A 21,536-nucleotide genomic window follows, 5' to 3' on the forward strand; every position below is an offset into this window, starting at 1 on the left:
CGGCGTCGGGGCAGCTTTGTCGAGGTGAAGTGGCGGGCCGGTTTCCTACGGTTCGGCCATGAGAAGCAATCTCGATCGCTTGACGGGACCGGATTCACCCGCGGCGCCACCCGAACCGCTGCAGTCACCGTGGGGGCAGTTCGAACCGACCCAGTTCGAACCGACCCAGTCGGAACCGATGCCGTCGGAACCGGCGCAGATCGATGCGCCCCGGTTTGAAGGGGCACGGTCTGAACCTGCTGCGCCCGACTGGTTGGGGTCGGCGCAGTGGTTGCATGGAAGTCAGTCGTACGAGCCTGAGCCCGCTGATCCCGCTGAGGTCGATGACGGGTATCGGCCACGGTGGGCCGAGGAGGGCGACTACCTTGACCCCGAAGGGCCACTGAAGCGTCGGTGGCGCTCGACACCGGCGGCTGCCATCGCGCTGGTTGCGGTGGGGCTGTGCGCCACCGCCATCGCCTTGTACACGGCCTTTGCCAGTGGCGATACGGGTCCGCAGGTTCCGGTGAACTTTCCCGCAACTGCCGGGGTGGCCGCACCGATCACCAGTTCGAGTGCAGGTGTGGCAGCTCCTGAAAGTGCACAGGCCCCAGTCGAACTCGTGGTCAGTGTGGTGGGTCTGGTGCATCGGCCAGGTCTGGTCCGTCTGTCTCCGCAGTCTCGGGTGGCCGATGCCATCAGCAAGGCAGGCGGTGCGAAGAACGGCGCAGATCTGTTGTCGCTGAACATGGCTCAGCCGCTTCGCGACGGCGATCAGATCCTGGTCGGGTTCGCCGATCCGGAGGGTGGAGTGCAGATGCGCAGCGCGGTGATTCCGGTCGACGGTTCCGGGGGCACCGGTGCCACGACAGCGGCGCCTGCACCAACCGGTTCCGCGCCGGCTGGGACCGCACCTGCAGCAGGGGGACTGGTCAACATCAACACCGCGACCGAGATCGAGCTGGACACCTTGCCCGGCGTGGGACCGGTGACCGCGGCGTCGATCATCGCCTGGCGGCAGGCCAACGGCAACTTCGCTTCCATTGACCAACTGGCGGAGGTCGACGGGATCGGGCCCGGGCGTCTGGAGAAACTCCGGGGCAAGGTCACGGTGTGACGGGTTCTGTGGCATCGACTGGTCGGATGCGCACCCGGCTCGACATGCGGTTGGCGCCCGCTGCGGCCGGGAGTTGGCTGATTTCGACTCTGGGAGTGCTCAGTTCGATCCCGGTCACCGCCGCTGCGGCAGGTACGGCTTCGCTGAGCGTGATCGTGATGATCGTCGCGATGATGCGTGGCTCGCGAATGGTGATGCTGCCCTTGCTGATCGGATTCGCCGGAACTCTGGCCGGGTTCGGATGGGCGATGGTCCTCCGGCAGCATCACATCGCGTCGAATCCGTTGGCAGATCATGGCGTGCGGGGGAGCAAGGCAACCGCCACGGTGCGGATCTCCGACGATCCGAAGATCATCGCACGCACCGACCGGGTGGTCGTGGCGGTGACAGTGGTCGGTGTGCGTGGTCGTTCGGTCCCGACAGTCGGTGCCACCGTGCTGGCCCCGATCGATGGATGGCTGGAATTGATTCCGGGGCAACAGGTATCTGCGGTGTTCACGGTGTCGAAGCCTCGCAGGCCAGATCTGACCGTCGCCACACTCACCACCTCTGGCGCGCCGACGAAAGTCCGTGGCCCACCGGCCCATCAGCGTTGGGCGGGTGCGGTGCGAGCGCAGTTTCAGCAGGTGTCGTCGCAGGCGCTGGGGGAGCCCGAATCAGGCCTGTTGCCGGGTTTGGTGCTGGGGGACACCTCGGCATTGAGTGACGACTTGAAAGACAGTTTCCGGGCCTGCGGGCTGACCCACCTGACGGCTGTGTCCGGAGCCAACTTCGCGATCATCATCGGCGCACTGCTACTGGGGGTGCGTTGGCTCGGTGCCGGTCCGCGTCTTGCGGTGGCACTGACAGCCATTGCCATCGTGGTGTTCGTGATCTTGGTCCGGCCGAGCCCGAGCGTCGTCCGGGCGGCGGTGATGGGTGGGGTGGGGTTGTCGGCGCTGTTGATCCGTCGACGCTCGCAGGCCATGCCTGCGCTCTGTGCGGCGATCATGACGCTGCTGATGATCTGGCCGGCCTTCGCGGTACAGCCGGGCTTCCTGCTGTCGGTGATCGCCACTGCCGGGCTCATCGTGCTGGCACCTGTTGTCGCGGAATGGCTGCGGAATCATCATGTTCCGGTCGGTGTTGCCGAACTGCTCGCGGTGGCGGTGGTCGCGCAGGTGGTGACCACTCCGGTCGTCCTGCTGATCAGTGGACAGATCAGCATGATCGCGATCGTGGCAAATCTGGCGGTGGCGCTGGTGGTGGCACCGATCACCGTGCTGGGTACCTGCGCGGCGGTGGTGGCGATGATGTGGCCACCGGTCGCGGCGGTCCTCGCGCGGTTCACCGGCCCCGAACTCTGGTGGATGGTGTGGGTGGCCGAAAACCTCAGCCGCGTTCCGTTCGCGACGTTGACGCTCTGGTAGTCAACCCGTTTCAGACTCCCGCTCACAAATCTCACGCCCGCGCGGTCTGCAGAGCACGCGGGCGTGAGATCAGCGCGCGGGAGCAAGAGCAGTGAGCGGGGACGGGAAGTCGGGAGGTGTCGCAGCTGTCTGGCACGATGAGGCGTGTGAACAGCGTGCATCTGATCCTCGGTGATGACGAATTCCTGGCCGAACGAGCGACGTCCGCGGTGATAGCAGAAGTCCGTGCGACGGTCGACAACCCCGAGGACATCCCGATCACGCGGCTGCGGGCCGGTGATGCGACGGCTCCGGAACTGGCTGAGCTGCTGAGTCCTTCGCTGTTTGCCGAAGACCGGATCATCATCCTGGATGCTGCCGGTGAGGCCGGGAAAGAGCCGGCGAAACTGGTCACCGAGGTGGGTGAGAATCCGCCGGACGGTGTCACGCTCGTCGTCTGCCATTCCGGTGGTGGGCGCGCGAAGTCGATGGTTCCGGCGCTGCGTAAAGCAGGGGCCGAGATCCATGAATGTGCCAAGTTACCGCCGTGGGAGATGGGCACGTTCGTGCGCAGCGAGTTCCTGCGGCTCGGTGTGAAGGCCAACCGCAACGTGGTCGACAAACTCGTCGAGTCGGTCCGTGCCAACCTGCGCGATCTGGCGGCGGCGTGTGCACAGCTGGTCGCCGACACCGGTGGCAAGGTCACCGTCGAATCCATTACGCGGTACTACTCGGGTCGTCCGGAGATCAAGGGCTTCGACGTCGCCGACCTGGCTGTCGGCGGAGATCGGGCCGGAGCACTGGAGGCCTTGCAGTGGGCACACCATCACGGCGTTGCGCACGTGCTCGTGGCCGATGCGCTCGGTGAATCCATCCACGGGATCGCGCGGGTGTACGGGATGGGTAAATCCAATCCGAATGCCATCGCCTCGGAGTTGGGGATGACGCAGGGCCGGGCCAAGCGTGTCCAGGCGCAGGCAATCGGATGGGACGCACCGTCGATCGCGCGGGCAATGTCGGTGGTCGCCACGCTGAACGGCGATGTGAAAGGTCAGGCTGCCGACGCCGACTTCAGTCTGCAGCGGGCCGTGGCCGAGATTGCTGATCTGCGACCGTCGCCGCGTCGCTAGCGCGTCCACCCCAGAGCAGCTCCACGCCACAGCCCCTCCACCTCAGGGCCTGTCACACGCAACTTTCGGATACAACAAACACCCCGACGACTGCGTGGGAGCCGCCAGGGTGATCGCGTCTAGCTTGAAGTTATGATGCCCGGTTAAGGGCGGGGCACATCAGAGCTTGTTCAGCGCCAATGCCATTGCCGACTTCTTGTTGGCGGCCTGGTTCGAGTGGATGACACCCTTGGTGGCAGCCTTGTCCAGCTTCTTGCCGGTGGCAACCAGAAGATCGGAAGCCTTGTCCTTCTCGCCGGACGCAACGGCCTCGCGGAATGAACGGATCGCGGTACGCAAGGCCGACTTGGTCGACTGGTTACGCAGTCGTGCAGCTTCGTTGGTCTTGTTCCGCTTGATCTGAGACTTGATGTTTGCCACGCGTGTATTTTCCTTAGCTCAAAGATGGTCGTTTCGGTGTCAGCACCAGCGAGCCACGTTACCAGCCGGGCCACTGTGACCCAAATTGTCGACCGGGCCCGAGATAGTGACGCAGCCAATAGCGCGCCGTGGTCAGCCGATATTGATCACTTACGGCACCATATGTCAGATGACGGCGGCAACATCAGCAGGTTCGAAGCGTGCGGGAGCATCTCGGGGTAACGGGAGCAAGCCAATCGCGGGGGACACTCCAACAGTCAAGAAGAAGGCCGCGAAGGTGGCGGGCACACGCGCGGCGCGTGACAAGGCGCCTGCGAAGAAACCTGCTGCCGGCGCGACGACGAAGTCGGCGAACGACGCAGTCGGGATCTTCGAGGGATATGAGGCGGGCCCGTACCGTGCGGCCTTTGACGAGATGTTCGACGGCTATGACAGCGCCGAGGTCCGTGGTCCGTACAAGGGCATCCACAAGGCACTCGGCAGCTATGACGGCGCCGATCTGGACGCCCGGGTCGACGCACTGGGCAGGGCATTCATCGACCAGGGCATCACGTTCTCGCACTCGGGTCAGGAACGTCCCTTCCCGCTCGACGTTGTTCCCCGGGTCATCTCCGCTGGTGAGTGGGCAAAGCTCGAACGCGGCATCACGCAACGCGTGAAGGCACTGGAGATGTTCCTCGACGACATCTACGGCGACCAGGTCATCCTGCGTGACGGCGTGGTGCCGAAGAGGCTGATCACCTCCTGTGAGCATTTTCATCGCCAGGCCATGGGCATCCGTCCGCCCAACGGTGTGCGGATCCATGTGGCGGGTATCGACCTGATCCGCGACGAGCACGGTGACTTCCGCGTGCTCGAAGACAACCTGCGGTCACCCTCGGGTGTGTCGTATGTGATGGAGAACCGGCGCACGATGGCCCGGGTGTTCCCCGACCTGTTCGCCTCCCATCGAGTGCGCGCGGTCGGCGACTATTCGTCGCACCTGCTGCGGGCCCTGCGGGCATCGGCGGCGTTCAACGAGGCCGATCCGAATGTTGTGGTCCTGACCCCCGGTGTGGCCAATTCGGCGTACTTCGAACACTCGTTGCTCGCTCGCCAGATGGGTGTCGAGCTCGTCGAAGGCCGAGACCTGTTCTGCCGTGACAACATTGTCTACATGCGCACCACCGAAGGTGAGCAGCGTGTGGATGTCATCTATCGCCGTATCGACGACGACTTCCTCGACCCCATGCAGTTCCGCCCCGATTCGATGCTCGGTGTGGCCGGGTTGTTGAACGCCGCGCGGGCAGGCAACGTCGTGATCTCCAGCGCCGTCGGCAACGGAGTGGGTGACGACAAGCTGACCTACACCTACGTTCCCGAGATCATCGAGTATTACCTGGGGGAGAAGCCGAGCCTGGGCAATGTCGACACATTGCGTTGCTGGCTCGAAGACGAGTGCGAAGAGGTTCTCGACCGCATCGACGAACTCGTCGTCAAACCTGTCGAAGGATCGGGTGGTTACGGCATCGTGTTCGGACCGGATGCCACAGCGGATGAGTTGAATGTGTTGGCCCGCAAGGTTCGTCAGGATCCGCGCGGCTGGATCGCGCAACCGGTGGTGCAGCTCTCGACCGTCCCCACCAAGATCGGGGGACAGTTGGCGCCCAGGCATGTGGACCTGCGGCCGTTTGCGGTGAACGACGGCGAATCGGTGTGGGTGCTGCCCGGTGGGCTGACGCGGGTTGCGCTGCCCGAGGGTTCGCTGGTGGTCAACTCCAGTCAGGGTGGCGGCTCCAAGGACACCTGGGTGCTCGCCACCCGCAGCTCTGCCGAAGAGCGGGAACTGGCCGGCGACGAATTGGTGAGTCCGTCGCACATCTCCACACCCAGCGCGCCGACCGAACAGGGACCCGACATCGCGACACAGCAGGATCAGCAGCAGCAACAACAGCAGCAGCAAGGCGGTGGCCGCTGATGATGCTGGCCCGAAATGCTGAGTCGCTCTACTGGATCGGTCGCTACGTCGAACGTGCCGACGACACCGCCCGCATCCTCGATGTCGCGGTCCATCAGCTCCTCGAGGACACCACCGTTGACCCGGATGCGCGGTGTCGGCTGGTCCTGCAGGTCCTGGGAATGGAGCTGCCCCCGAAAAGTGAGGCACTGGATGCCTGGTCGCTGACCGAGCGCGTCGCGTACTCGAAGACCCTGCCAGGCTCGATCGTCGACAGCGTCGGCCATGCTCGCGAGAATGCCCGCGGGGCAAGGGAAGTCACGTCGAGTGAGATGTGGGAGTGTCTGAACACCACGTACAACGGCCTCGGTGATGCCGAACGGGTTGCCCGCAAGTTGGGACCCTACGAGTTCCTCGCCTACGTGAAGAACCGCGCTGCGATGTTCGCCGGATTGGCCGACGCCACCCTGAGCCACGACGACGGGTACCGCTACCTGTTGTTGGGACGTTCTGTGGAGCGGGTCGATATGACCGTCCGAATGCTGTTGTCGCGGGCCGGGGATCGCTCGGGCTCACCGGCCTGGGTCACCGTCCTGCGTTCGGCGGGCGCCCACGACACCTATCTGCGGACCTACCGCGGCGCCCTCGACGCGACCCGTGTCGTCGAATTCATGTTGCTCGACCGACTGTTCCCGCGGTCGGTGTTCCACGCCATCAATCTGGCCGAACAGCAGCTCCTCGAACTCGACAATCGCCCCAGCCGCGTCGGCGCGCGGGCCGAGGCACAGCGTCTGCTCGGACGTGCACGCAGCGGCCTGGAGTTCATGCAACCGGGAATTCTGTTGCAAGACCTGCAACCTCGACTGGTGGACCTGCAGGAGACCTGCCGGGAAGTGAGTGAGGCCGTGACGGCGCAGTACTTCCACGTCTCGCCCTATGTCGCGTGGGCCGGGGTATCGGCCAGCGATTCCGTAGACCGTTTCATCGAGGAGAGTGAACTGTGAGCTGGCGTCTGCGGGTTGTGCATTCGACGGGTTTTGCCTACAACGCCCCGGTCACATCGTCGTACAACGAGGCCCGGCTCACGCCTCGCAGCGACACTCGCCAGAACGTGATCATCAACCGCGTCGAGACCATTCCGGCCACTCGTTCATACCGCTACACCGACTACTGGGGTACCGCGGTCACCGCGTTCGACCTGCACGCCCCGCACGAGGAGCTGGAGGTCTCGGGGATGTCGGTCGTCGAGACCGAACCCGACGAAATACCCAGCGAGGAAGAACAACTCGATTGGGACGACCTGCACTCCTACGGCGTCATCGACAGGTATGACGAGCTCCTCAGCAATACCGGCTATGTGCCCAACAGCCGTCAGCTGACGCAGATCGCAAAGCGATTGACCAAAGGGATGACTCCGCAGGAAGCGGTACTCGCGGTCTGCCAGTGGGTGAATACGGAAATGGAATACGTGCCGGGCACCACCGGCGTGCACACCTCGGCCGTCGACGCCTGGAAGGAAAAGAAGGGCGTCTGCCAGGACTACGCGCATCTGTGCCTGGTGATGTTGCGGAGCCTGGGTATCCCATCGCGCTACGTATCCGGGTACCTGCATCCGAACCGGAAAGCGGCCATCAACCGAACCGTCGAAGGCCAGTCTCACGCGTGGATCGAATCCTGGACCGGCAGATGGTGGGGCTACGACCCGACCAACGATGTGACGATCACCGAGCGGCATGTGTCGGTGGGCGTCGGTCGCGACTACTCCGACGTGACACCGCTCAAGGGCATCTACACCGGGGCCGGCGCGAAGGACCTCGAAGTGAAGGTCGAGATCACCCGGTTGGCCTGACCGATCTGTACGCCCTGAAAACTGTTGTATAGCGGGTGTCCGAGGGCAAATATCCCTCGGCACCTGCCTATTTCACAGTTTTCAGGGCTGTTGTGTTCAGTGTCGCTTTCAGTGCCAGCCGTATCTGCTGCGCAGGACCGCGGCCACCTGATCGAACTGCGCGCGGGGCACGATGGCGCCTTCGCGGCGGATCCCGTTCTCGGCGATGTCGAGGACACGATCGAGCCGGATGAAGCTTTCCCGTTTCTCTCGATCCCACGATCCGGTGCCGATACTGACCCAGTCCCGGTCGTCGCGACGATGCTGCTGGCTCGAGAGCATCAGGCCGAGCAAGGTGTTGTCGTCGCGGCCGACGACCAACACGGGTCGGTCCTTGCCCTGAGTGGGATCCTCTTCGAATTCGACCCATGTCCAAACGATTTCGCCGGGGTCGGCGTTGCCGTCGGCTTCGGGGGAGTACTCGAGTTTGCGGGCACGCTGTCCGGTGGGACGGGTGGGAGTCGGTCCGGACCTGGTGCCGGGCCTTGCCGCCTGCTTGGGCGCAGGCGAGGACTTCTTGCCCGACGACTTGGTCAGTTCGCGCAGCAGCCTCGGGCCGTGTTGCCGGACCAGCGACATCGCCAGTCGGCTGAATTTTCCTGCCATCGGCTCAGCCTATTGGCCGCGGGCAATCGCAAAGAACTCGAAGATCGCGTCGGCGGCGAGTTGGGGTGCGCCAGAGCGGTCCGGTTTGAGGTCGTGCCCGACTTTCGGTAGGTCGATGAGCCGGGTGGGAGCCGGGATCAGATCGAGCGCGGTGGTGAGTTCGTCGGTGGTGGCAAAGGGATCGCTCGCGCCGTGGACCACCAGGACCGGTCGATTGATCGAAGGCAGGTGTTCGGTGCGCAGTCGGTCGGGTTTGCCCGGCGGATGCAGGGGATAGGACGTCAGCACCAGCCCGTCGGCGACGGAAGGGTCGTCGGCCACGACCATCGAGGCCTGTCGTCCGCCGTAGGAGTGGCCACCGACGAGTAGCGGTCCGGTCGATTCACTTCGAAACGCGGCGCACGCGGCCATGATCCCGGCGCGGTCGGCGGCAGCCCCGGACGGGCTGGGAGGACCCTTCGGCCGCTTCTGCCGGTATGGGAGGTCGATCCGGGCCACTGCGACATCACGCTCGCAGAGCAGTTCGGCCATCGCGCGCAGCATCGGTGAATTGTGGTTTCCACCTGCGCCGTGCGCGAGAACCGCCACCGCGAGCGCGGTGCCGGAGGGGCGGTGCAGGGCCCCGACCACACCGTCGGAATCCCAGTCGATGACAGTCATGAACTCACGCTAGCCGCTGCGTAGCGCACCGAATGCCGACACCGCGGCCCGGCCATGAGAAACTGGAGGTCACGCGCGGCGCCAAGACGCCGGGGCGAGCTCGACCAGCATCACCCGCGTCACCCAAGGAGTGAGTTCAATTCCCAGGCTTTCCGACACCACGTTCACTGATCCGGCCAAGATCAGGAACTTCTGCATCATCGCGCACATCGACCACGGCAAGTCGACGCTTGCTGACCGGATGTTGCAGGTCACCGGAGTCGTCGACGGTCGCGACATGCGCGCGCAGTACCTCGACCGGATGGACATCGAGCGGGAACGCGGCATCACCATCAAGGCACAGAACGTGCGGCTGCCGTGGAACGTCGACGGCACCGACTACGTGATGCACCTGATCGACACCCCCGGCCACGTCGACTTCACCTATGAGGTCTCGCGGGCGCTGGAGGCGTGTGAAGGTGCGGTGCTGTTGGTGGACGCGGCCCAAGGCATCGAAGCGCAGACGCTGGCGAACCTCTACCTCGCGCTCGACAAAGAGCTGACGATCATTCCGGTGCTCAACAAGATCGATCTGCCTGCCGCCGACCCTGATCGGTACGCCGCGGAGATCGCGCACATCATCGGCTGCGAGCCCGACGACGTGCTGCGGGTGTCGGGCAAAACCGGTGTCGGCGTCACCGAGTTGCTCGACGAGGTCGTGAAGCTCATCCCGGCGCCGGTCGGCGATCCGGACGCTCCGGCCCGCGCGATGATCTTCGACTCCGTCTACGACACCTACCGCGGTGTGGTGACCTACGTGCGTGTGGTCGACGGGAGGGTCGTGCCCCGCGAGAAGATCAAGATGATGTCGACCGGGACCACCCATGAACTACTCGAGGTCGGCATCGTCTCTCCTGACCCGAAACCCTCGAAGGGGCTCGGTGTCGGCGAGGTCGGCTACCTCATCACCGGTGTGAAGGATGTCCGCCAGTCGAAGGTCGGTGACACGATCACCTTGGCGCGCAACGGTGCGACCGAGCCGCTCACCGGCTATCGCGAACCGCGGCCGATGGTCTACTCGGGGCTCTATCCGGTGGACGGGTCGGACTATCCGGTCCTGCGTGAAGCACTGGACAAACTGCAGCTCAACGACGCCGCCTTGGCTTACGAGCCGGAGACCTCGGTGGCACTGGGCTTCGGCTTCCGCTGCGGCTTCCTGGGGCTCCTCCATATGGAGATCAGCCGGGAGCGCCTCGAGCGCGAGTTCGGCCTCAACCTGATCTCCACCGCGCCCAACGTGGTCTATCGGGTCGAGATGGAAGACGGCACCGAGCACGTCGTCACCAACCCGTCCGACTGGCCAGAGGGCAAGGCCCGCAACATCTACGAGCCGGTCGTGAAAACCACGATCATCTCGCCCAGTGAGTTCGTCGGTTCGATCATGGAGCTGTGCCAGTCACGGCGCGGTGAGCTCGGCGGTATGGACTACCTGTCGGAGACCCGGGTCGAACTCCGTTACACGCTGCCGATGGCGGAGATCATCTTCGACTTCTTCGATTTGCTCAAGTCGCGGACCCGCGGTTACGCCAGCCTTGATTACGAGGAGTCCGGCGAGCAGATCTCGCAGCTGGTCAAGGTCGACATCTTGTTGCAGGGTGAGGCGGTGGATGCGTTCAGTGCGATTGTCCACAAGGACGGCGCCATGGCCTACGCCACCAAGATGACCACCAAGCTCAAAGAGCTGATCCCGCGTCAGCAGTTCGAGGTGCCGATCCAGGCCGCCATCGGGTCGAAGATCATTGCGCGAGAGAACATTCGGGCCATCCGGAAGGACGTGCTCGCCAAGTGCTACGGCGGTGACATCAGTCGTAAACGCAAGCTCCTCGAGAAGCAAAAAGAGGGCAAGAAGCGGATGAAGACGATCGGTCGCGTCGAGGTTCCGCAGGAGGCGTTCGTGGCGGCGCTGTCCTCGGATGACCCAAGCGACAAGAAGGGCAAGTAGCAGGAGACTTCGGGCGCGCGACACTACGATCGGTCCATGGCATCCAACCCTGTCCTGATTCCCAGTGTGCACCTGCACGGCCTGCCCGACTTCCCGTCGATCAGCGACGACGATTTTCTGCCTGCTTTCGATGAGGCGATGGCCGAGCATCTGCGTGAGGTCGACAAGATCGCCGGGCAAAAGGCCGAGCCGACGTTCGCCAACACGGTGGAAGCGCTCGAACGCAGTGGTCAGGCGCTGGCCAGGGCGGCGGGGATCTTCTACAACCTCACCGGTGCCGATACGAATCCGCAGCGCAATGCGATCTCCACGGAGCTTGCACCGAAGCTGACGGCCCACGCCAACACGATCGCGCTGAATCCGGGGCTGTTCGCGCGGATCAACCAGCTGTTCGAGACCCGGAAAAGTCTCGATCTGGATGAACCGTCGATGCGGTTGCTCGAGAAGCGTCATCGGGAGGCGATCCGGGCAGGCGCCGGACTCGACGTCGAACAGCAGCCACGGATGCGCGAGATCTCGGAGCGTCTGGCCACCCTGACAACCGAATTCGGGCAACGCGTCCTCGAGGGCAGCAACGAGGCCGCGGTCCTGGTCGACACCGAGGACAAGCTTGCGGGACTGTCCGATGGGCAGATCGCGGCGGCTCGCCGGGCAGCCAAGGACGCAGGCCATCCGTCGGGCTACCTGCTTGCCATCGAGTTGCCGACGAGCCAGTCCACGGTTGCCTCCCTGGAGGATTCGGAAACCCGACACCGGGTGTTCGAGGCCTCGGTGACGCGCTGCGCCCAGGGCGGCCCCAACGACACCCGCGACATCGTCCTCGAGATCGTCAGGTTGCGCGCCGAACGCGCACGGATGCTCGGCTACCGCGATCACGCCGAGTTCGTGATCGCAGAGGAGACCGCGCCCAGCCCAGAGGCGGTCGAAGACCTGTTGTCCGACCTGGTGGCATCGGCCATGCGAGCCGGCGGACGTGAACTGACCGCGCTGTCCGTCGAGCACGGTACGGAGATCGGCGCGGCCGACCTCACCTATCTGTTGGCCAAAGCCGATCAGCAACGCGCCGCGGTGCCCCTGGACACGTTCTCCGACTACCTCGAACTCAACTCGGTCCTCACGAAGGGTGTGTTCTATGCGGCCGGCCGGCTCTACGGATTGTCGTTCCGGGAGCTGACGGATCTGCCCGTCTACCATCCCGACGTACGCGTCTGGGAGGTGCTCGACCGGTCGAACACGTCAGTCGGATTGTTCCTCGGCGACTTCTACGCCCGGCCCAGCAAACGCGGCGGGGCGTGGATGAACAACTTCGTCGACCAGAGCTACCTGCTCGACAAGCGTCCGGTGGTGGTCAACGTCCTGAACCTCACCAAACCCGAAGAGGGGCAACCATGTCTGCTGACGATGGATCAGCTGACCACGTTGTTCCACGAGTTCGGCCATGCCCTGCACGGGTTGTTGTCGGCGGTCAAGTACCCGTCGCAGTCGGGAACGTCGGTGCCCAGGGACTTCGTCGAGTTCCCATCCCAGGTCAACGAGATGTGGGCCCTGCACCCGCAGGTGCTCGACAACTACGCGACGCACCACAGGACCGGAGCGCCGATTCCACCCGAGCTGGCGGACGCGGCCCGCGCCGATGCCGACGTCGAATCAGTGCACGGCACAATCGAATACCTGGCCGCGGCTGTCCTCGACATGGCCTGGCATCGGGTCACCATCGACGATGAGATCACCGACGTCGAGACCTTCGAGAAGGCCGCATTGGTGAAGGCCGGTGCGTCGTCCGACCTGATCCCGCCGCGGTACCGCAGCTCGTACTTCAACCACATCTTCGGTGGCGGCTACTCGGCAGGCTATTACTCCTACATCTGGTCCGAGGTCCTCGACGCCGAGACCGAGCAATGGTTCCTCGACGGAGGTGGACTCTCCGCAGAACGCGGTGCCGGCTTCGTGGCAACCACGTTGTCCCGTGGCGACAGCACCGATCCGATCACGGCGCATCAAGAACTCCTGGGCCGTCCCGCCGAGATCGACCCGCTCCTGCGTCGCCGGGGGCTCCTCCCGACCTGACCCCGACCACCCAAACGCTCCACAATTACGAAGACGCTCCACATATTTGTGGAGCGTCTTCGTATAACCGGAGCGTTTGGGGTGGACCGTGGTCAGTTGGCGGGGATGAAGGTGTTGTGGCCCTGGGCTTCTTCGGCCCGGATCACGTGCATCACGGCATTGATCAACGCCAGGTGGGTGAAGGCCTGCGGAAAGTTCCCGAGATGGCGGCCGGTGTGTGGCTCGATCTCTTCGGCGTAGAGCTTGAGCGGGCTGGCGTAGTTCAGCAGTCGCTCACACAGGGTCTTCGCGCGCGGCAGTTCACCGATCTCCACGAGCGCCGACACCAACCAGAACGAACAGATGGTGAATGAACCCTCTTCGCCGGACAGGCCGTCGTCGGTTTCTTCGACGCGGTAGCGGAGCACGAGTCCGTTCTCGCTCAGCTCGTCGGCGATCGCGAGCACGGTGTTGCGCACGCGGGGATCATCAGAGGGGAGGAACCGCAGCAGGGGGACCAGCAGCAGTGACGCGTCGAGCGCGTCGTCGCCGTAGCGCTGGGTGAAGATGCCGCGATCGTTCACACCGAATTCGAGGATGTCGGCCTTGATGTCGTCGGCGATCTCATTCCACGTATTCGCATAGGACGTCTCGCCGTGGATGGCCGCGAGTTTGGCCCCGCGGTCCAGGGCTATCCAGCACATGACCTTGGACGAGGTGAAATGCTGTGGCTCGCCGCGTACTTCCCAGATGCCGCGGTCGGGTTTGCGCCAGTGTTTGACCGCCTCTTCGACCTGAGCTTTCAGGACCGGCCACAACGTTTCGGACACCGTTTCGGTGGCCTTGGTGTTGAGGTAGACCGAGTCGAGCATGGTGCCCCAGATGTCGTGCTGGCTCTGGTTGTAGGCGCCGTTGCCGATGCGGACGGGCCGGGCTCCGTCGTAGCCGGAGAGATGATTGAGTTCGGCTTCTTCGAGCGTGCGTTCACCACCGACGCCATACATCACCTGCAACGGATGATGCTCACCGTTGGTGGCGCCGGAGACGTCGGCGATGAACGAGAAGAAGTCGCTGGCCTCGCGGTCGAGGCCCAGGGTGTACAGACCCCACAGGGCAAAGGTCGAGTCGCGTACCCACGCGTAGCGATAGTCCCAGTTGCGTTCACCCTGAGGTGTTTCCGGCAACGAGGTGGTGGCCGCCGCCAGCAGGGCGCCGGTGGGTGAATAGGTCAGCCCCTTGAGGGTCAGGGCGCTGCGCTGCAAGTAGTTGCGCCACGGGTGGTCCGGGAAGGTGCCGATGTTGATCCATTGCCGCCAGCTCTCGGAGGTCTCCCACATCATCTGGGCGGCCTCTGCCCAGTCCTGCGGAGGCGGCTGACTGCCCCAGCTCATGGCGACGTAGTGGTTGTCGCCTTCCACCATGCGGGTACGTGCTCGGGCTTCGCGTCCCTCGAGCCCGAGTTTGAGGCTTGTGGTCAATTTCAATGACTGCACGTCGCCTGCTGCGACACCGGTCGCGGTGGCTATCGCCTCGCTGTACGCCGGGCCTGCGTATTCCCACTTGGTGCCGCCGCGGTGATAGTCGAAGGCGGGTTCGCAGCTCATCGCCAGCTCTACCGTGCCGTTCACACAACGGACCGTACGGAGCAGGACGTGCTTGGCGTCCCAGTCGGTGGGGGTGCGTCGGTGTGTGCGCGATCGGGCCTCGTTGTCGTGCCAGGGACCCATCACCAGTGCATCGCGGACGATGAGCCAGCCGGTGTCGGTCTGCCAGGTGGTCTCGACCATCAGGCTGCCGGGTAGGTAGCGGCGGTCGACCGGGACGTTCACACCGTAGGGCGCCAGTCTGAAATGGCCCGCGCTACGGTCGAGGACGGCGCCGAACACGCTGGGGGAGTCCGGGCGGGGGACACACATCCATTCCACCGAGCCGTTACGGGCGATCAGGCAGTTGCATTCGCAGTCGGACAGGAATGCGTAGTCGCCGATCGGCGGGAACGCATTCTGCGGCATTCCGGGAGAGGCACTGGGTGCTGGTGAGCTCAGGGCGGAATGCGTCGTTTTGTGGGTCGTGCCCGTCGGACCGGGTGTGCCGGTGTCGGTGAGGCCAGAGATGCTGCTGTCCTCGGATGTGGTTGTCATGGATCCATCATGGTGGCGGCCGTACTCCGCTGCCACCGGTGCAGGGATTTCGGTCAGAGACGGGTGGGGCGGACCCCGGACCTCTGGTGATGGCACCCGTGGACTTTTAATCACGGTGATCAAAAATGGAGGGGATAGGGTGGTCCGGTGGATTCATTGACCCGATGGTGGGATGGCGTCGAAGAGTGGCTGACGTCGTTGTCGTTCGTGCCGCAGATACTCGTCTGCGTGGCGATCGTCGTCCCGCTCGCCGTTGGCATCGCTGTGTTGATGAATGTGCTGGTAGATGCATCGTTTCGGCTCTTTGACCGCCGCGATTCCGCTGACGTCGATGGAGGGGAACGGTAATGCCGCGCTCGAAGGTGACAGTTGCGTTGATTGCTCTGGTTGTTTTGGTTGTCGTCGCCTGGTTCTTTTTGCGCTGAGTTGCCGTGACCGGTCCCCGAGGTGGTCGGGTTCACACGCCGAATTCTGGTGCTAGTGTTCCGCCTATGTCTGCAGCCAGTGGTTACCGCGTGCGCCATACGTTGGCGCTCATCGCGGTTGACTATCGCTGCGTTTTCGACGCTCTCTGTCGTTGAACGCCGTCTTGTTCGGGCGCTGAGCCCGCCGACTCGCTCTTCCATCACCTTCTGACCGTGAAACAAGGGGACACAACTATGCTTTTCCGATTCTCGCGCCATGCGCGGCCACGGGGGCGAAAGCGTTGGACAGACCTGTCCGTCGCCGGTTCGCTCACCGTGCTTGTCGTATCGGCGCTGGTGTTGTCGGGCTGCGGGGGCGGCTCGACAGATGAGCCCGGAGGCCAGGACATCTCCAGTGGTTCGCGGCATCTGAATCTCTATGCCTACGCGGTGCCGAAGATCGGCTTCGACGCGATCATCCCGGCGTTCCGCGATACACCCGAAGGTGAGGGCATCGGTTTCTCGGCTTCTTATGGAGCCTCGGGTGATCAGTCGCGCAAGGTCGCCCGCCGGGTGCCGGCCGATGTGGTCAACTTCTCGGTCGCGCCGGACATCACACGGTTGGTGAAAGCCGGTGTGGTGGACAAGGATTGGGCTGAGTTGTACCCCAACGGGAGCACCCCGTTCGGTTCGGTGGTGGCGTTGGTGGTTCGTGAGGGCAACCCCAAGAACATTCAGACCTGGGACGACCTGCTCAAGCCGGGCGTCCAGGTGGTCACGCCGAACCCGGGCAGCTCGGGTTCGGCCAAATGGAACCTGCTGGCACCGTTCGCCGCGAAGAGCAAGGGTGGCGTCGACAAGCAGGCCGGCCTCGACTACGTCGCGGAACTCGTTCGCGATCACACCCGGATCCAGCCGAAGTCCGGACGTGAGGCCACCACGGCCTTCGAACAGGGCCAGGGCGATGTGCTGATCAGCTATGAGAACGAAGCGATCTTCCTCAAGAACCAGAACGCGACGTCCGAGCCCAGCCAGCGGGTCGACTACGTGATCCCCTCCGAGACCTTCAAGATCGAGAACCCGGTCGCGGTGGTGAACTTCAGTGAGGAGAAGGAAGCGGCCAACGCCTTCGTCAAATACCTGTTCACCCCTGCTGCGCAACGGATCTGGGCAGAGAACGGATTCCGTCCGGTTGATGAGTCGGTGATCGAGGAGACCAAGTCGCTTTTCCCGGGCGACATCGCCAAACTCTGGACGATCAAGGAATTGGGCGCTGTTCTCGGTGAAGGAACCGCTGCCAAGAACGACGGCAAAGACCTCAAAGGTTGGTCCGCAGTGGACAAGGCGCTGTTCGGCACATCGGGTGCCATCACCGAGATCTACAACGCCGGAGGCAAGGTATGACCAGCACTGAAGTATCAGCAGTGAAGCCGCCCCCCGCCGCCAGACCAACCAAGCGCACCTGGGGCAGCGTGGGCCCACTGAGCGTCGGCGTTGCGATGCTGTGGCTCACCGTGATCGTGCTCCTGCCGCTCGCCGCGATCACCAGCGAGGCGTTCGACGACGGGTGGAGTGGTTTCTGGGAAGCCTTCACCGCCGAAGCGGCCATCGACACCCTCAAGATCACGGTTCTGGTCTCGCTGGTCGTCGCCCTGATCAACGTGGTGATGGGCACGATCATCGCCTGGGTGCTGGTCCGTGACGAGTTCCCGGGCAAGCGATTCGTCAACGCCCTGATCGATCTTCCGTTCGCTCTGCCGACGATCGTCGCCAGCCTCGTGCTGCTGTCGCTCTACGGCCCGAACAGCCCGATCGATATCGAACTCAATGCCACCAAGCCCGCGCTGGTCATCGCGTTGGCCTTCGTGACGCTCCCGTTCGTGGTGCGTCAGGTGCAGCCGGTGTTGATCGAGATCGACAAAGAGGTCGAGGAGGCCGCGGCGTCCCTCGGCGCCACCAACTGGGTGATCTGGTGGAGGATCATCTTCCCGGCTCTGGCCCCGGCGGTCCTGTCCGGTGCCGGCCTCGCCTTCACCCGTGCCATCGGTGAGTTCGGATCCGTCGTGCTGATCGGCGGCAACATTCCCGGCGATACGCAGGTTGCCTCGCAGTACATCCAGCAGCAGATCGAGATCGACTCACCCGTCGACGCTGCGACCGTCTCGGTGATGTTGCTGTTGATCGCGTTTGTGGTGCTGCTGGTACTACGCGTTGCGGGTCGTCGGACCTCACGCCGTGAGGAGATGAGCTCATGAAACTGTCTGCCTTCCCGCGTATCTCGTTGCGCATCATCGCGCTGCTCTATCTGTTCGTCCTGCTGGTGATCCCGGTCGGGCTCATCTTCTGGCGGTCCTTCGAACACGGCCTCGGACAGTTCTGGGACTGGATCACCACCCCGGCCGCGATCTCGGCCCTTCAGTTGAGTTTGTTGATCGTCGCGATTGTGGTGCCGCTCAACGTGATCTTCGGTGTGTTCACCGCACTGGCGCTGGCACGTGGTCGATTCCGTGGCCGCGGTGTGGTCGAGGCGATCGTCGATCTCCCGTTCGCTGTCTCACCGATTGTTGTCGGTGTGGCCCTGATCCTGCTGTGGGGTTACGGCGGTTGGTTCGGTGGTCTGGAGAGCCTGGGATTCCGGGTGATCTTCGGCCTGCCGGGCATGGTGCTCGCCACACTGTTCGTGACGCTGCCCTTTGTGGTCCGTGAGGTCGAGCCGGTGCTGCGTGAGATCGGTACCGAACAGGAAGAGGCCGCGGCAACACTCGGTGCCAATGGATGGCAGACGTTCTGGCGGATCACCTTGCCTGCCATCCGGTGGGGTCTGTCCTACGGCATCGTGTTGACCATTGCCCGTGCGCTGGGTGAGTACGGCGCCGTGATCATGGTGTCGTCCAACCTGCCGGGTGTTTCGCAGACGCTGACCTTGCTGGTGTCGTCGCGGTACACCGACGACTACAACGAGTACGGCGCATATGCCGCCGCGACTCTGTTGATGATCATCGCAATCATCGTGTTGCTGCTGATGACCCTGGTCGGGCAGAGAACCGAAACCAATCAAATACCCCGCCGACGCGCGAGCAAAGAGGCCGATGCGTCCGTTGCCCCGGCTCCCACCAGCCCGAAAGCCCAGGAGAGTGAACTGGTATGACCATCTCGGTAATTGACGCGAACAAACGCTACGGAGATTTCGCCGCGCTCGACAACGTATCGATCGACATCCCGGTCGGCTCGCTGACCGCATTGCTCGGACCGTCCGGATCGGGCAAGTCGACACTCCTGCGGGCGATCGCCGGTCTCGACCAGCTCGACTCGGGAACCGTGCTCATCAACGGCGACGACGTCACCCGCGTGTCGCCGCAGAACCGCGATATCGGATTCGTGTTCCAGCACTACGCCGCGTTCAAGCACATGACGGTGCGGGACAACGTCGCGTTCGGGTTGAAGATCCGTAAGCGCCCGAAGCCCGAAATCAAGAAGAAGGTCGACGAGCTGCTCGAGGTTGTCGGGCTGGCCGGCTTCCAAACCCGTTACCCGGCCCAGCTTTCGGGTGGCCAGCGTCAGCGGATGGCGTTGGCGCGGGCACTTGCCGTCGACCCGAAGGTGCTCCTGCTCGACGAGCCCTTCGGTGCCCTCGACGCCAAGGTCCGCGAAGATCTGCGGGCGTGGCTCCGTCGACTGCACGACGAGGTGCACGTGACCACCGTCCTGGTGACCCACGATCAGCAGGAAGCGCTCGACGTCGCCGATCGGATCGCGGTGCTCAACAAGGGGCGCATCGAGCAGATCGGCACTCCGTCGGATCTCTACGATCGTCCGGAGAATCAGTTCGTGATGTCCTTCCTCGGTTCGGTTGCCAAGCTCAACGGAGTTCTGGTGCGACCCCACGACATTCGGGTTGGTCGCACACCTGATCTGGCGTTGGAGACCGCCGGCAAGGCGGCTGCGGAGACAGGCGTCTTGAAGGCCAGGGTCAAGCGTGTGGTGTACCTGGGTTTCGAAGTTCGGGTGGAGTTCGAGAATCTCGCCACGCACGAGGACTTCCACGCGCAGATCACCCGCGGCGACGCGGCGGCACTGGGTCTGAACGAGGGCGAGGAGGTGTACGTGCGGGCCACCCACGTCCCTGAGGCCGCCCTCGCCTGATCCCATACCCCCGCAAACGCTCCACCTGTACGAAGACGCTCCACAAATTTGTGGAGCGTCTTCGTATTTCCGGAGCGTTTGCGGGTCAGGCGGCCGCGAGGCATTGGTCAGGTGGTCTGCAGGAACTCGGTGATGAGTTCGGCGGTGCGTTCTGGTTGGTCGAGCATGATCAGGACGTAGGCGTCGTCGATCTCGACGAGTCGTCCTTGGGGGAGTAGGTCGACCAATCGGCGGCCGTGATCACGCGGCATCACCTTGGTCTCCGGTGCCCACAGCACCAACGCCGGACCGGTGAACTGACGTAGCTTCTCGGTGTTGGCGACCAAGGTGGCTTTGTCGTAAGAAGTTCCGCGGCCATAGGCGAGTACGTCGCGGCGGACGTCGGCCGAGGCGAGGCCGGGATCGGTCCATGCGGTGATGATGTCGTCGGGGATGGGCTTCTTGGCCATCAGTCCGAGCACCATCGGGGTTCGGCGAAGGATCCGGCTGCGGAACTGACGAAGCGCGAACTTGATTCCGCCGGGCACCGTGGCCGCGAGGACGGCCATCTTTCCCGGGAATCCGGGAGGAAAGTTGTCGAATGCTTCGGCCGGGCAGATCACGAGGCGGCTCACCCGTTGTCCGGTCTGCAGTTCGGGTAAGAACAGGGGTCCGCCCCAGTCGCTGAGCACAACTGTTGCGTCCCGCAGGTCCAGCGCTGCCAGGAAGTCGGAGAGAACGCCGACCATCCCGGGCATGGTCAGGTCGGCGTCGGGCTTCATCGGGATGCGATGGCTGCCGAGGGGTAGAACCGGCAGGAGATATCGAAATGTGTTGGGTAGCAGTGGTAATACCAGGTCCCACTGGTGGTCGTTCATGAGCAGGCCGTGGGTGAACACCACCGGCGGCCCGTGCGGATCGCCGGCCTCCCGATATTCGATGGTGCCGGCGGTCAGTTCGACGTTCTCCATCAGGATCTCCTAGAGCGTTCGTTCTAGAGCGACTGTTCTAGTATGGAATGCAGGAGGTTCGGATGGCAAGGGGTACCCGCGAGACAATCTTGACGGCCGCTGTCGAACTCATGCGTGTCCACGGTTACGCGGCACTGAGCATGAAGCAGATAGTGGTGTCGTCGGGTGCGCCGATCGGCTCGATCTACCACCACTTTCCAGAGGGCAAGGCGCAGATCGCGAGGGAAGCGCTGATCAATTCCGGGGTCGCCTACGCTGCGGTCATTCCCATGGTGATGGCCGACCAATCGGAATTGGGCGCCGGGATCAGGGCGGCGTTTACCCAGGCCGCCGATGACATGGAGCTGACGGGATACGCGAACATGTGCCCGGTGTCGACCGTCGCCGGAGAGGTCGCCAACGCCGACGAATCATTGCGGCTGGCTGCGGCATCGGTATTCGGTGATTGGATCACGCTCGGGCGCATGTACTTTCAGAGTCGTGGTCTGGACGAAGATCTCGCCGAAGAAGTCGTCACCGCAATCATCTGTTCGCTCGAGGGAGCGTTTGTGATGGCACGAACGATGCGAAGCAAGGCGCCGTTGCTCGCGGCCGGTCGGGCGCTGTCGGGGACGTACGACGGAATCCCGCTCCTGCCCGTGCCATCTGGCGCCCAAACGCTCCACTAATACAAGAATGCTCCACAAATATGTGGAGCATTCTTGTATTAGTGGAGCGTTTGCGGGGGAGCGGGGCGGGGCGGGGGTG

Annotated in this window: 20 protein-coding genes; 15 read left to right on the forward strand and 5 right to left on the reverse strand. The window is 63.8% G+C overall.

Annotated features, from left to right (window positions below; translation table 11 throughout):
* Nucleotides 1-58: 58 nt before the first annotated feature.
* From AC1TPF_RS11425 to holA, 3 genes are all read left to right on the forward strand, one after another.
* Nucleotides 59-1,096 (forward strand): ComEA family DNA-binding protein, encoded by a 1,038-nt coding sequence (locus tag AC1TPF_RS11425; protein WP_482143886.1) that lies wholly within the window; start codon nt 59-61, stop codon nt 1,094-1,096.
* Nucleotides 1,093-2,505 (forward strand): ComEC/Rec2 family competence protein, encoded by a 1,413-nt coding sequence (locus tag AC1TPF_RS11430; RefSeq protein WP_482135021.1) that lies wholly within the window; start codon nt 1,093-1,095, stop codon nt 2,503-2,505. Before AC1TPF_RS11425 ends, AC1TPF_RS11430 begins: the two co-directional genes overlap by 4 nt.
* Before the next feature lie 137 nt (nt 2,506-2,642).
* Nucleotides 2,643-3,614, forward strand: coding sequence for a DNA polymerase III subunit delta (gene holA, locus AC1TPF_RS11435; RefSeq protein ID WP_482143888.1), 972 nt, complete (start codon nt 2,643-2,645; stop codon nt 3,612-3,614).
* 159 nt (nt 3,615-3,773) lie between these two features.
* Here holA and rpsT read toward each other — a convergent pair whose 3' ends face one another.
* The gene (gene rpsT / locus AC1TPF_RS11440) at nt 3,774-4,034 is read right to left on the reverse strand and encodes a 30S ribosomal protein S20 (RefSeq protein WP_482135019.1); all 261 of its coding nucleotides are present in this window, start codon (nt 4,032-4,034) and stop codon (nt 3,774-3,776) included.
* 415 nt (nt 4,035-4,449) lie between these two features.
* Here rpsT and AC1TPF_RS11445 point away from each other — a divergent pair, with 415 nt between their 5' ends.
* From AC1TPF_RS11445 to AC1TPF_RS11455, 3 genes are read left to right on the forward strand one after another with little or no spacing between them, the layout of a single operon-like run.
* Nucleotides 4,450-5,991 carry a circularly permuted type 2 ATP-grasp protein gene (locus AC1TPF_RS11445; protein ID WP_482144092.1) on the forward strand — a complete coding sequence of 514 codons (1,542 nt, stop codon included), beginning with the start codon at nt 4,450-4,452 and terminating at the stop codon, nt 5,989-5,991.
* 2 nt (nt 5,992-5,993) lie between these two features.
* Nucleotides 5,994-6,974, forward strand: a complete 981-nt coding sequence (locus AC1TPF_RS11450) for an alpha-E domain-containing protein (RefSeq protein WP_482137211.1) — start codon at nt 5,994-5,996, stop codon at nt 6,972-6,974.
* Nucleotides 6,971-7,819 carry a transglutaminase family protein gene (locus AC1TPF_RS11455; RefSeq protein WP_482135017.1) on the forward strand — a complete coding sequence of 283 codons (849 nt, stop codon included), beginning with the start codon at nt 6,971-6,973 and terminating at the stop codon, nt 7,817-7,819. Before AC1TPF_RS11450 ends, AC1TPF_RS11455 begins: the two co-directional genes overlap by 4 nt.
* Nucleotides 7,820-7,927: 108 nt before the next feature.
* On the opposite strand, the gene AC1TPF_RS11460 is transcribed toward AC1TPF_RS11455, so the two are convergent.
* Both AC1TPF_RS11460 and AC1TPF_RS11465 read right to left on the reverse strand, forming a co-directional pair.
* Complete coding sequence (locus tag AC1TPF_RS11460) at nt 7,928-8,464, reverse strand: type II toxin-antitoxin system PemK/MazF family toxin (protein ID WP_482143890.1); 537 nt, start codon at nt 8,462-8,464, stop codon at nt 7,928-7,930.
* Between the two features lie 9 nt (nt 8,465-8,473).
* A complete protein-coding gene (locus tag AC1TPF_RS11465; protein WP_482143892.1) occupies nt 8,474-9,124 on the reverse strand; it encodes an alpha/beta hydrolase family protein in 651 nt (216 codons plus the stop codon).
* 130 nt (nt 9,125-9,254) lie between these two features.
* Here AC1TPF_RS11465 and lepA point away from each other — a divergent pair, with 130 nt between their 5' ends.
* A complete protein-coding gene (lepA, locus tag AC1TPF_RS11470) occupies nt 9,255-11,105 on the forward strand; it encodes a translation elongation factor 4 (RefSeq protein WP_482135014.1) in 1,851 nt (616 codons plus the stop codon).
* Nucleotides 11,106-11,141: 36 nt separating this feature from the next.
* Entirely contained in the window at nt 11,142-13,172 is a 2,031-nt protein-coding gene (locus AC1TPF_RS11475; protein ID WP_482135013.1) for a M3 family metallopeptidase, read from the forward strand.
* A gap of 92 nt (nt 13,173-13,264) precedes the next feature.
* Here AC1TPF_RS11475 and AC1TPF_RS11480 read toward each other — a convergent pair whose 3' ends face one another.
* Nucleotides 13,265-15,292, reverse strand: a complete 2,028-nt coding sequence (locus tag AC1TPF_RS11480) for a glycoside hydrolase family 15 protein (protein ID WP_482135012.1) — start codon at nt 15,290-15,292, stop codon at nt 13,265-13,267.
* A gap of 147 nt (nt 15,293-15,439) precedes the next feature.
* Here AC1TPF_RS11480 and AC1TPF_RS11485 point away from each other — a divergent pair, with 147 nt between their 5' ends.
* From AC1TPF_RS11485 to AC1TPF_RS11510, 6 genes are all read left to right on the forward strand, one after another.
* Complete coding sequence (locus AC1TPF_RS11485) at nt 15,440-15,640, forward strand: hypothetical protein (RefSeq protein ID WP_482135011.1); 201 nt, start codon at nt 15,440-15,442, stop codon at nt 15,638-15,640.
* 143 nt (nt 15,641-15,783) lie between these two features.
* Nucleotides 15,784-15,873: an Ms4533A family Cys-rich leader peptide gene (locus AC1TPF_RS11490; RefSeq protein ID WP_482135010.1), complete on the forward strand. Its 90-nt coding sequence runs from the start codon at nt 15,784-15,786 to the stop codon at nt 15,871-15,873.
* 78 nt (nt 15,874-15,951) lie between these two features.
* On the forward strand, nt 15,952-17,100 hold the full coding sequence (locus tag AC1TPF_RS11495) for a sulfate ABC transporter substrate-binding protein (RefSeq protein WP_482135009.1): 1,149 nt from the start codon (nt 15,952-15,954) through the stop codon (nt 17,098-17,100).
* A complete protein-coding gene (cysT, locus tag AC1TPF_RS11500) occupies nt 17,097-17,951 on the forward strand; it encodes a sulfate ABC transporter permease subunit CysT (protein WP_482143893.1) in 855 nt (284 codons plus the stop codon). Before AC1TPF_RS11495 ends, cysT begins: the two co-directional genes overlap by 4 nt.
* Nucleotides 17,948-18,844, forward strand: coding sequence for a sulfate ABC transporter permease subunit CysW (cysW, locus tag AC1TPF_RS11505; protein ID WP_482135007.1), 897 nt, complete (start codon nt 17,948-17,950; stop codon nt 18,842-18,844). The genes cysT and cysW overlap by 4 nt, the downstream gene beginning before the upstream one ends.
* Entirely contained in the window at nt 18,841-19,839 is a 999-nt protein-coding gene (locus AC1TPF_RS11510; RefSeq protein ID WP_482135006.1) for a sulfate/molybdate ABC transporter ATP-binding protein, read from the forward strand. The genes cysW and AC1TPF_RS11510 overlap by 4 nt, the downstream gene beginning before the upstream one ends.
* Before the next feature lie 107 nt (nt 19,840-19,946).
* Here the strand turns inward: AC1TPF_RS11510 and AC1TPF_RS11515 are convergent, their stop codons facing one another.
* On the reverse strand, nt 19,947-20,789 hold the full coding sequence (locus AC1TPF_RS11515) for an alpha/beta fold hydrolase (protein WP_482135005.1): 843 nt from the start codon (nt 20,787-20,789) through the stop codon (nt 19,947-19,949).
* A 62-nt stretch (nt 20,790-20,851) separates the two neighbouring features.
* Between AC1TPF_RS11515 and AC1TPF_RS11520 the strand changes: the two genes are divergently transcribed.
* Nucleotides 20,852-21,457, forward strand: a complete 606-nt coding sequence (locus tag AC1TPF_RS11520; protein WP_482143895.1) for a TetR/AcrR family transcriptional regulator — start codon at nt 20,852-20,854, stop codon at nt 21,455-21,457.
* The last annotated feature ends 79 nt before the right edge of the window (nt 21,458-21,536 follow it).

The organism is Williamsia sp. Y853 (assembly GCF_056786495.1).